Source organism: Type-D symbiont of Plautia stali, from assembly GCF_001485335.1.
GTDB classification, from domain to species: domain Bacteria; phylum Pseudomonadota; class Gammaproteobacteria; order Enterobacterales; family Enterobacteriaceae; genus Pantoea; species Pantoea vagans_C.
Genome location: NZ_BBOC01000126.1, coordinates 1 through 10,885 on the forward strand (window position 1 = coordinate 1; position 10,885 = coordinate 10,885).

Sequence of the window (10,885 nt, forward strand, 5' to 3'; positions counted from 1 at the left end):
CCAGGGCAGCCAGTATGGCAGCGATGACTGGCGACGGTTCTGCAAGGCTAATAACCTGTCACCCAGCATGAGCCGGCGCGGCAACTGCTGGGATAATGCAGTGGCAGAATCCTTCTTCAGTTCGCTAAAAAAAGAGCGCATCAGAAAGCGGATCTATAAAACCCGGGACATGGCCCGGGCTGATATCTTTGATTATATCGAAGTGTTCTACAACCGGACCCGACGCCACAGCCACCTGGGAGGTGTCAGTCCAGAGGCCTTCGAAAAGGCCTCGTCGTGAGGACAGTGAATGTCTACGGGAACGGGGTCACTCCAATTTTGAGCATAGGAGGGGTCTAATGACACACCACGATTTATCCGTGAGTTTAAAGAAGAGGCCATCCACCAGATCACCGAGCCGGGATACTCCTTCGCCGACGATTCAGAGCGCCTGGGCGTCTCGCAACACAACCTCTATAAATGGGTCCGCTCCATAAAAACTGACGCCGAAGCTTACCAACTTACCCAATGTAAAAATGGGGGTTATAACTTCCACACTGATAATTGTTATCGTGTAATACGCAATGAAGGGAATATATAATTTTTTTACCTCTGGATAAACCAGTTCGCTTATATTGAGGTTGTGGGAGATGGAATTTTATAAAAGAGGAGATCTTTACATCCCTAAAATAATAAACCAGAATCAATAACAGAATGAGATGAGTTTAATGATGAGTAATTAAAATTCATAATTAAACCCATAGAAAGCTCAAAAAAATACCTTAACTTTGCATTTTACAGGTTGAGAAACCCTGTAATCCATGTACTACATACTACCGAAGAAATATCTCATAGAAAAACAAAAAAATAGTTATACTATTGTTTCGTGAAGAGCGCATGAGTAAATGATGATGCTGGATGCATTTTATTCTGGCGATGGATTGCTAGTTTATTTGGCGGTGGTTTTTATGGATATTTAGACTCTATCACATGAACTTAAATAAAATATTTTATCAGGAAACATAAAAAATCTCACTGGCAACCTATTAAGTAAATCAATCAAACCTAAGTGACCAAGGTAAGAAGAGTGGTTTTTTTTGAAAAAAAATAATGACATTCGCGGACGGAACTATTAAATTTACCGGGACGATAAAGATGCCATCTGTAAAGTTACACCATGCTGAAAAAATCAGACAGTCGCATTAGGTATATTTATGCTGCAACGGGGAGCCAGTCGAGTCTAACTAAATTTAATATTTTTGACACGGTGTCCGACTTCCGCTTCAATGGCCCGAATAAAATTTGTCGGACTAGCAGATACGTCTAACTATACTCATATAGCGCTCACCTCGGGCACAGGAGTAGTAACCGTTGTAGGCGTTGGTATTTATGAAACTGATGGTACAACGCAGATGCTCCTCCCCACGTAATGTGAATGCGGCCTTAAGCGAGGTTATGGTTTTCAGATTTTTCGCGACTGAGTCTGCCATAAGCGCTGTGAAGACGCGAGTGATTGTAATCACACACAATATCATTATATACCGTTTCCCTTACTATTTCCCGGCTGATAAAACGCTCTCCGTGGATGCATTCACCTTTCTTTCTACTCTATCCATAGGTTTTAAAGTGTTAAATTTAAAATATTTTTAACTTCTTTGCTGTTCATGATTTCTATTAAAGGAAGTGGCCATCCCTGCGCTGACTGTTAGGTTTTTTAGTGTACTGTGCAGGGGTTTTTATTTTATTTATGTGTTTATTTACATGAATAAAATATCTTAGTCAGATAACTCACTGGCTGTGTCAATGAGTCTGGCGAAAATTAAATATCGTAATTTAAGAGAACCCAACATTATGAAACAAATTCGTCAAAGTGCTTGTGCACTGGCTTTAATGACTGTAGTTACCCTGCCTGCGCTGGCTGAATCAGTAGATGTTCGTGTAATTGGCACCATTACTCCTGCGGCATGTACACCCACTCTCAGTGGTGGCGGTACTATCGATTATGGTGCGATAAATCCTAATACTTTGAGTGCAACGGATTATACCGTACTACCAGAAAAGTCAGTCGAATTAACAATCTCATGCACTGCACCAGCCAGGGTTGCAATCACTCCAGTCAACGGCCGCCCGTCTACTGTTGCAGGGGCAACCGAAGCTGCTTCGGGATGGGCTAAAACCCCGGTTCCATTGCTGTCTTTAACAGGAGCGGGCGTAGCAGGATTAGGACTATCCGACGGTGAGAAAATTGGTGGGTATGCAATGAAAGTTACAAACCTGAGAGCAGATGGAGCAACTGCAGATGTTATCAAAAGCTTAAGAACTTCGGGTGATTCAAACTGGCAGGCGGATGGGAATGTCTCCGGTTTCTTCCGCAATGTAGGAACCGTTCCATTTAAGATTACCGCGGCGGCACCCGGTACTCTGGCGGCAAGGGCATTTAAAAATCTGAGCGGCACATTAGTTGTGCAGGCGTACCTTAATAAAACCTCTGAGTTGAACGTAGCCAATGCGGTTAACCTGGACGGTCTCACCACCATCGAACTGGTTTATCTGTAGGCATTTCAGGCCGGGTTCAAATCCCGGCTTGTTGTCTGGTTGTACGTCTGTATTTTTGTGCCTTTTGGCTCGTTGCAGCACACTATTTAATTTTAATGTGCAACTTTTATTCTAACGGAAAAAAAATGAAAACCTTTTCCTTGTTTAAATTATGGCCAGTCGTCCTGTGTTTCTTATCTGCCTGCGCTAAGGCCACCGGAATGGTTCCGGAAAGTTCAATAGTTATTGTCGACCAGGCCGACGGTGAAGGTGCTATCAATATCAAAAATACAGATGCATTTCCGGTTCTACTCCTGACGACGATCGTGGATACAGCTGATGATAAAGAGAGTCTGCTTACAGTGTCACCACCCGCGGCCCGCGTCGAACCAGGAAGGAATCAAAGAGTGAGGTTTATTTTTACCAGCAAAATTGCTCTTAAAACCGAGCGCCTCAAGCGGGTCATTTTTGAAGGGGTGCCTCCACAGCAAAAAGGTGGAAATGAGGTGCGTATGACTGTGCGCCAAAACATCCCCGTAATTATCCGTCCTGCAGGACTTGAAAAGGATTTTGAACCCTGGAAGCGTCTGAAGTGGAGATTATCAAGTGGCTCTCTTATTGTCAGCAACCCTTCCCCTTATGTGGTACGTCTTGGGCCAGCAGTTAAAACTCTCCCAGACAACACCCAATGGACACTGCCGAATAGCTATATTCTGCCTGGCCAGGAACTGACTGTCAGCCCCGATGGCGGCAACAGGAAAGATGGTTTGCCTCAGCAGGTGCGCATTTCCCCTGCCACCACTTGGGGTTACACAGTCAACAATTATGATGCCGAAATTGGACGCTAAAGGGAATGCCGTTGCAACATATTCAGCATCCCTTATATTCCCGGTTATCTTTACTGTCGCTTCTTGCCGCGTTAAGTACATCATCTATGGCTGCAGACGAAACAGTATTTGATACTCAAACAATGAAGGCGCGAGGCGTCGACCCAAAAATAGCCGAGTGGTTTAGTAAGTCACCTCGTTTTATGCCAGGGCACACCAATGTAGCCCTCACCGTTAATGGCAGCTTACGCAATAAAGTCAGAGCCCGGTTTGACGAGCAGGGTTCTCTATGTGCTGACCATGATTTCCTGAGGGAGGCGGGAATACTAAAACCTCCTGGGTATGATGGAAAAGCGCCATGTTTCGATTTGCGAAAGGCCTGGCCTCAAGCCGAATTACACCTTGATCCTGGCGAGGAGCGAGTCGACCTGGTACTCCCGCAGCAAGCTGTTGCTGCACCGGGTACTACGGGTGGTAACTGGAGTCATGGTGGTTTAGCCGGAATGCTCAACTATGATGCGCAATATATGGGGTCCTCAGGGAATACAACCGGCGTCAATTTTATGCAGTTAGACAGCGAGGCTGGCTTCAATGTTGATGACTGGATTATACGCAGCCGTCAAACCTTCACTCGCTTTAATGAGCAGCAGAAATTGCAGCATCAGGCAGCCTACGCCCAACGTAGCTTTACCGAAAAGAAAAAAGTACTACAGGTCGGGCAGGTAAGTTTATCCAATTCAATGTTCGGTGCCGGGCAGGTTTTGGGTTTTCAAATTTTCCCAGAGACTGCGCTACAGGGGAATCGTGGTGGTCCTGGTCTTGTAGAAGGTATAGCCGACAGCCAATCTGTAGTGGAAGTCAGGCAGTCCGGTGCGCTAATTTACAGCACAACTGTACCTGTCGGCCCTTTCCGTCTTCAGGGGCTGCCACTGCTAAATACCCGTTCGGATCTGAATGTAACGGTCACTGGCAGTAACGGTGCACGACGTCAGTTCATTGTACCCGCTTCTGCACTTTTACTTAACGGTATCGCTGCGGCGCCAGGATTATCATTTGGTGCAGGTAAAATCGAGCAACTGGGAAGCGGCGAAGAGCCAGTTGTAGGTACCGTCGCTAACGGCTGGTTGCTGACCCCTTATACAACGTTGAACGCTGGCCTGCTAGGCTCAACACCATACCGTGCCGGGGCACTGGGAATGGACAGTCAACTATTCGACGCTACATTGCTGTCGTTACAGACTACTGTGGCTCAGGACAGTAGGCATGGTGACACCGGTGTATCGGCTTTGGTTATTGTCACGAAACAGCTCACTGAGCGCATCGGACTAACCGCGAATGCCAGTCAACAAAGTACGGGCTACCGTGAACTGAGTGAGGCACTGCAGCGTGAAGAATTTAATTATTATGACCGCAGTCGCAACCAATATGGTGCAGGTGTGAGTTGGTCAGAAGAAACGCTCGGCAGCCTGACATTTTCGGTTGCACGCGGCACCACATTTTCTGGAGACAACACCAGTTATCTGCGCGGCGGCTGGAGCCGACAGTTTGGCCGTGCCTACATTGGGGCCAGTCTAGAACATAATACCGAGACACGTTACACCAATGCAGATGATCGTTTTTACCTTACGCTCAATCTTCCATTCGGAAATGGCGGCAATCTCAGCAGTTACCTCAACAGTGCCAGCCAGACCAGTCGAGCTGGGGTGCGCTACAGTCAGCGCACGAGCCAGGATAGAGGATGGAGCCTATCAAGCGACCGAGACTTCCGTAATCAACGTACAACCAGCGGAGGCACGGTGGATGCTGTTACACCTGTCAGCCAATTGAACGGTAGCTTAAGCCAAAGCTCAGATAACTACACCACCTGGTCTGCTCGAGCTACTGGTGCAGTAATCGCGCACAGCGGCGGTGTCAGTCTGTCACCCTACCGTGTTAGTGATACTTTCGGGATTGCCAAGGTAGGTGATGAGTCCGGTGTGCGTCTTGATACACCGTCGGGTCCGACGTGGACCGATGGCCGTGGATACGCAGTAGTGCCTTCGTTGAGTGGTTACAGGCGTTCAACCATTCAGGTCGATACTCGGAGTCTGGCTAAAAATGTCGATATCGGAAACGCGTGGCAGGAAACTGAGCTGGCAAGAGGTGCTATTGGGCGGGTTGATTTTGATGTGGTGCGAACGCGTCGGGCGCTGGCAGATATAAAAGATGCACAGGGTCATTTTTTACCACACGGTGCTAGCGTATTCGATGATAAAGGCAACTTTATTACGGTGGTCGGTGAACGTGGCAGTGTATTTATTCCAGATGTATCCAAGTCCGATAGATTTGATGTACAGGCCTCAGGTGTGACTATTTGCTCCTTCACGCTAACCCTGCCGGTTAACGCGGAGAGGGATGGACTGTATGAAGAGGCGGCAGCGACGTGTCGCTAACTGGAGAACCCATGAAATCAATGTTAATGATATTAATACTCCACAGCACGTTAATTTTCGCTAATGCGGCAGGCGCCGCCCTGCCACACAGCGAATCAGATTTGACGCCACCGCCAGATAACCGCTGTAATCTGTCGGCTGGTTCACCGGTAATTGATTATGGAGTCCAGTCTCGTTGGCAATTACAGGATGTGGGAGGGCCTCAGCGCGTTACGCCGGGTAAGCGATCTCTTGTTCTGAGCGTGCTATGTCCTTATAAAAAGGCGATGCGTCTGTCACTACACGGGCAACGGGCTGATAACGGCGAGTTGCGCTATGGTGAGCGTGGCAGTGTCACGCTTCGGATGCTGGATGCACAACTAGATGGTCAGAGTGTGCAAATAGTGACTACTACACCTGACGGCGTGACCAGAGACTCAGGCCAAATGGGTCAATTATTGTTACCGGGCCATAGTTTTTCGGTAGTGCAGAATGGCCATCAGGTAAAAGGAAAAAGTTTTACAGCGCGTATTGAGTTGGAGCCTGTGATGCCAGAAAGCGCTGCCAGGGTATCAGTAAATCAACTTAGCGAAGCCAACCTGACTTTGGAGCTAATAAATTAATCCATCGTTCCCGTTGTGAGAGAATGTTGTATAGGGGAATATTAGTTGCCCCTATCTTTCAAGACTCAGTTATTCATCCCATAGCATAATGATTAAAACCATTATATATTAATGAAATGGATTGGTTGTGGCGATTCAGTTGCTATGCCTGAACCATTTCGTGATGCTATTGAGCCCCCCCAATGGAACCTGATGCCACTGCGGCAGTACATGGACTTTTAAAATCGGTTAACAGACCATATCCTGTGGCCTCGGTATTTGTCTGAAAGCCATTAGCCTGAGCGCCGTAGCCAACATGCTGCACACCACTCATTCCTCCTTCATAGTTAGAGTTTGCATTACCTCCCGCGATGAAGTTGAGTTCGGATGCAGACAATTCACGAATTGCCATTTATAAAACTCATTTTCAGATGGTAAAAACGGAAGTACAATCATCTTGTCCTTTAAATATCCGTCTAATTAATCGCACTTTAAAATAAGCAGATGTAATTGCATTATTTTCTAAATTAAACATTAATCATCTGTAAACTGATTTCGGATGTTAACCTCAAGCCTCATAACCTGCAGCGCATTTTTTATTTTGGGTTCCTAAACTCAGGAAGTTATTCTGCTGCTGGTAGCAAGGGGCTGTCTGAGTACAGCAATTTCGTTTCAGCGTTAATGTCATGTTCGAGCTGGCCGATAACGGCGAGGGTTAATAACTATGGTCTCCCAAGGCGTTTCTGGTTAAAAAATCGGGACTGACGCCCTTCTTACTCCTCAGATTTCAAGTAGCTGACGTTGTTTCAGTCGCAAAAAAGCCCGACAGGTGAGAGCGGTTTTTTTTGTTTTCCTATTCAGAGTTGGTGCACTGGCCGGGTAAGTCACTCTACATCTAACGCTACCAATTCTATGGTACCCGATGCAGACTGTCCAATTGTAATTGGCAGGCATAGTTTCGCAGCTTCAGCATCCTGAAAAATTGGCGGATGGTGTTCAACATCAAAGAGAATGATTATCGGCTGATTGTTGCTATTGTTTATTAACGTGGCTGGATGTTTGTAAAGTTTATCGGTATGCAAAAAGCTTACAATAAAATTCACGCCGAAACCGTGGAGCCTGAATAATGACCATGCAAATTAAACCTACCAATACATAACAGGACCACAAGGCGTTTTCATGCCCCGTTTCTCCTGTGGTTGACAATGAAACCTCTCAGAATACGCCTGAAGTCGATTATTTTAAATTCACGCTTTTCTGATTGAAAAGTAAGAAAAAAACCATCCTATTTACCCGTCTGATCCAACTGATGCGATTAAGTTCCGCAATGAGAATCGGGGCTGACGATGAAAGACCTTGCCAGCGAATTCGCGAATGAAAACAGGAAATATGAAATACTTACCCATAAACGCAACCTGACGTTACCGGTGACAAGAAAATTTCACTCGAAGTTTGGCATCTCATTAAGTAGCCTCGTAGGCATGTAATCTCCGGCGTATGGAGAATGCTAACACTGAACCTTTAGGGATAATTTCATGACCATCAGGATTACTATTGCAGTAACGCTGATTGCAGTGACGCTGCCAATTTTAGCTAAAACGCCAGAAAACTTTATCTATACCCGCAGCTCTGGTGACTTCAAAGCAGCGTCTTCCATTATGAAGCGTAGCGACATTGGTGGCGCGCAGATCGTTTACAACTGGCGTTCACTCGAACCTGAGAAGAACAAATACGACTTCTCGCAGATCGAGAACGATCTGGCTAGTATCAGGGCAGCCAACAAAAAACTCTTCATCCAGATTCAGGACCGTTTTTTCGAAAAAGATGCCCGAGAAGTTCCTGATTATCTGATGAATGACGCCAGGTATGGTGGTGGGATATCGCCACAATTTGATAATCCTGGCGAAGGTAAGCAAATTGGGTCCGGTTGGGTGGCGCAGCAATGGAATCCTGCTGTACGCCAACGTTATCAGGCTTTGTTGGCCGCGATTGCAAAGCGTTTCGATGGTCAGGTCTATGGTGTAAACTTACCCGAAACAGCCATTGATCTTGACAAGAAAAAGCTCCCCACAGGATTCTCCTGTAATCACTATTTCGCAGGAGAAATGGAAAATCTCACCTTTGCTCGAAAGGTTTTCACCAAATCACACGTAGTACAATTTATCAATTTCTGGCCATGCGAGTGGAACAACGACCACAATTACATGGGGCGGCTGTTTGAATTTGCCGGTGCCAATAATATTGGGCTAGGTGGCCCGGATATTGTTCCCAACCGCAACGGACAAATGAAGAATTCATATCCGTTCTTCAATAAATATAAAAGCAAGCTGGCACTCATTGCCATGGCAGTACAGGAGCCAACCTTAACCTACAGAAATCCTAATACGGGTAAACCATTTAGCAAGGATGAGTTTGTGCAATTTGCAGAAAATTATCTCGGTGCCGATATCATTTTCTGGAGCACAACGTCCCCTTGGTTGGCTAAGAAATAGGGAACAGTCGGGATAGCGCTCTAAAGTGTATTTTCCTGATAAAGTCACGCCCCCCCCGGAAAACCGCACCTTATATCCCCGTTCTGAAGAACGGGGTTTTAAGGCGCACCTGATAAGTTATTGTAAAGATTGGTTCGAATGTTGTCGTCTTTGTACTGCGGAAATTTCTGGGGCTCCGGCATAGCCCCCCTGCTGTAAATATTAAGATGAGAGGATAAGTTATCTGATTTTTTTATCATGAAGAAATTTGATGGCTTTGAAAGCCACTCCAGACAGAAATCCAAAGATCCCAAACAATGCAACCGCCACACTTAAGCCAAACTGAGGCGGCATCTCACCGCTGTCAGTTCTGTGGAATAGTTCATCGCTTATGATGCACAAACCGGATCCACAGACAAAAATCGTACCGCATAAAATCCAGTATACCTTCTGCATGTTATTTCCTCTGTATAATCGTCTAGGAGAAACGAAAAAAACGTGGCACAGACCCTTTTCCTCTGAACGCTTCCCCTTCTCAGGCCCTGTCTGTGAACACGTCACGCCCGCAGCAGTCTAGTCTAATGGCAGGAGCGCTGCGAACGAGTGAGCAAGGAGGTGTCATTTCATCGCCATTGGCATTCTGTACTTATGCCTGACAGCGGCATTTTTCCCCTGCGACATGAAGCATTTCCTGTATTCACAGTTCGCTCTAATAATATTAAGCCAGTATACACACCGCTAGCAGTGACCCGCGTACGCGCGCCTAAAAAATGGGTGGACAGAGCAGCCTCAAGCCGAAGCTGTACACAGCGGGTATCACAACTACACCCCATCTCAAATGGCAGCCTGAACAACTGAATTCAACATGATCTGAGCCACTCAGGCTACTGAGAGATAATGAAATATTTTTCGGTGTTCTGACGGTTTGAGCCCATTGCCGGAATATAACGTAGCATGTGTCAGGTTACACCAAACTTGTATCAGATGGCCCGAAACGAGTCCGGGCCTTTCTGCTTTTGAGGCCAGCCATGACATCTTTTCTAATAGTAAAGACAATCATTATCAGTAACGTGAATATTGCAGATAATCTCTAATTATCAGTGGTACAGATCTTGTGCGGCTATGGATGACCTTTTATGCTCGAGTTATCACCTTCACGGACCCCCGGGGCTTTATGGATGACCGCATTTCGCCCGGCCGATTTCTGGCTTACCTGCTCACTGAACATGACATGACAGTTAAGTCATTTTGCTTCAAGTCCGGGCTTACAGAGTATGAGGTCTGGTCACTGCTGCGCGACCGCAAGCCAGTCACCCCGCTGGTCGCAGAAAAGCTCGGGAAAGTCTTTTACTATCCCGGATTCTGGAGCATCCGACAGGCCATGTGGCAGCTCTGGCGTGAGGGAGTGCGTTTTCCCAGTGGCAGAGATACCTGAGCACGTTGATTGTGCTAAATTTCACGAGCTGGTACTGATTTCCCCCATTTAATCATGGCGTTAAATAACTTTAACCGTACCGGCACCATATTTTTGGCATTGTTGCACAGCTCTCAGCGTTTGTAGTCTTTCTTCCCATTTTTACCAGTGACTCTGACCATGAACGTATTTAAAGGCAGGCATTTTCAGCGCGACATCCTCCGGACGGTACGCTGATACTGCAAATATGCCATCAGCTATCGTGAACTGCAGGAAATGCTGACCGAACGCGGCGTGAATGTCGATCACACCACCCTTTACCGCTGGGTTCAGCAATATGCGCCGGAAATGGAGAAGTGACTACGCTGGTACTGACTGAATCGCCACGGGTTTAACAGACACCTCTGAGTCATTTAAGATGACTTAAAGAGAGGTGCCCATGAGCGGTAAGCGTTATCCTGCAGAGTTTAAAATTGAAGCAGTCAAACAGGTTGTTGAGCGCGGTCATTCTGTTTCCAGCGTTGCAACACGTCTCGATATCACCACCCACAGCTTTTACGCCTGGATGAAGAAGTACGGTCCGGATTCTCCCACTCATAATGCACAGTCAGATGTTCAGGCTGAAATCCGCCGTCTCCAGAAAGAA

11 protein-coding genes and 3 pseudogenes are annotated in these 10,885 nt (G+C 46.6%); 11 read left to right on the top strand and 3 right to left on the bottom strand.

Annotation, left to right across the window (positions count from 1 at the left end; all coding sequences use genetic code 11):
* Together PSSD_RS24240 and PSSD_RS28540 are read left to right on the top strand one after the other, a co-directional pair.
* Window positions 1-280, top strand: a 280-nt coding sequence (locus PSSD_RS24240) for an IS3 family transposase (protein WP_153011499.1), incomplete at its 5' end; no start/stop codon positions are given.
* A 75-nt stretch (window positions 281-355) separates the two neighbouring features.
* Window positions 356-580 (top strand): transposase, encoded by a 225-nt coding sequence (locus PSSD_RS28540; RefSeq protein WP_439654617.1) that lies wholly within the window; start codon window positions 356-358, stop codon window positions 578-580.
* Between the two features lie 842 nt (window positions 581-1,422).
* On the opposite strand, the pseudogene PSSD_RS26930 reads toward PSSD_RS28540, so the two are convergent.
* A pseudogene (locus PSSD_RS26930) lies at window positions 1,423-1,578 on the bottom strand (IS3 family transposase); the annotation flags it as partial.
* Window positions 1,579-1,782: 204 nt separating this feature from the next.
* Here PSSD_RS26930 and PSSD_RS24250 point away from each other — a divergent pair.
* From PSSD_RS24250 to PSSD_RS24265, 4 genes are all read left to right on the top strand, one after another.
* Window positions 1,783-2,535: a DUF1120 domain-containing protein gene (locus PSSD_RS24250; RefSeq protein WP_058973998.1), complete on the top strand. Its 753-nt coding sequence runs from the start codon at window positions 1,783-1,785 to the stop codon at window positions 2,533-2,535.
* 125 nt (window positions 2,536-2,660) lie between these two features.
* Window positions 2,661-3,362, top strand: a complete 702-nt coding sequence (locus tag PSSD_RS24255; RefSeq protein ID WP_058973999.1) for a fimbria/pilus chaperone family protein — start codon at window positions 2,661-2,663, stop codon at window positions 3,360-3,362.
* A gap of 86 nt (window positions 3,363-3,448) precedes the next feature.
* Window positions 3,449-5,773 (top strand): fimbria/pilus outer membrane usher protein, encoded by a 2,325-nt coding sequence (locus PSSD_RS24260; RefSeq protein WP_235589289.1) that lies wholly within the window; start codon window positions 3,449-3,451, stop codon window positions 5,771-5,773.
* A gap of 11 nt (window positions 5,774-5,784) precedes the next feature.
* On the top strand, window positions 5,785-6,375 hold the full coding sequence (locus PSSD_RS24265; protein WP_058974001.1) for a DUF1120 domain-containing protein: 591 nt from the start codon (window positions 5,785-5,787) through the stop codon (window positions 6,373-6,375).
* Window positions 6,376-6,541: 166 nt separating this feature from the next.
* Here the strand turns inward: PSSD_RS24265 and PSSD_RS24270 are convergent, their stop codons facing one another.
* A complete protein-coding gene (locus PSSD_RS24270) occupies window positions 6,542-6,766 on the bottom strand; it encodes a hypothetical protein (protein WP_058974002.1) in 225 nt (74 codons plus the stop codon).
* A gap of 544 nt (window positions 6,767-7,310) precedes the next feature.
* Here PSSD_RS24270 and PSSD_RS26935 point away from each other — a divergent pair.
* Both PSSD_RS26935 and PSSD_RS24275 read left to right on the top strand, forming a co-directional pair.
* Window positions 7,311-7,481, top strand: a pseudogene (locus PSSD_RS26935) (type II toxin-antitoxin system HigB family toxin); the annotation flags it as partial.
* Between the two features lie 408 nt (window positions 7,482-7,889).
* Window positions 7,890-8,846: a hypothetical protein gene (locus tag PSSD_RS24275; RefSeq protein WP_058974003.1), complete on the top strand. Its 957-nt coding sequence runs from the start codon at window positions 7,890-7,892 to the stop codon at window positions 8,844-8,846.
* A 219-nt stretch (window positions 8,847-9,065) separates the two neighbouring features.
* Here PSSD_RS24275 and PSSD_RS24280 read toward each other — a convergent pair whose 3' ends face one another.
* Window positions 9,066-9,281: a hypothetical protein gene (locus tag PSSD_RS24280; RefSeq protein WP_058974004.1), complete on the bottom strand. Its 216-nt coding sequence runs from the start codon at window positions 9,279-9,281 to the stop codon at window positions 9,066-9,068.
* A 718-nt stretch (window positions 9,282-9,999) separates the two neighbouring features.
* Here PSSD_RS24280 and PSSD_RS24285 point away from each other — a divergent pair.
* The 3 genes and pseudogenes from PSSD_RS24285 to PSSD_RS24295 all read left to right on the top strand — a co-directional run.
* Window positions 10,000-10,260 carry a helix-turn-helix transcriptional regulator gene (locus tag PSSD_RS24285; protein ID WP_058974006.1) on the top strand — a complete coding sequence of 87 codons (261 nt, stop codon included), beginning with the start codon at window positions 10,000-10,002 and terminating at the stop codon, window positions 10,258-10,260.
* A gap of 159 nt (window positions 10,261-10,419) precedes the next feature.
* Window positions 10,420-10,596: pseudogene (locus PSSD_RS24290) on the top strand (IS6 family transposase); the annotation flags it as partial.
* Window positions 10,597-10,678: 82 nt separating this feature from the next.
* Window positions 10,679-10,885: transposase (locus PSSD_RS24295; RefSeq protein WP_058974005.1), on the top strand; the 207-nt coding region annotated here is incomplete at its 3' end.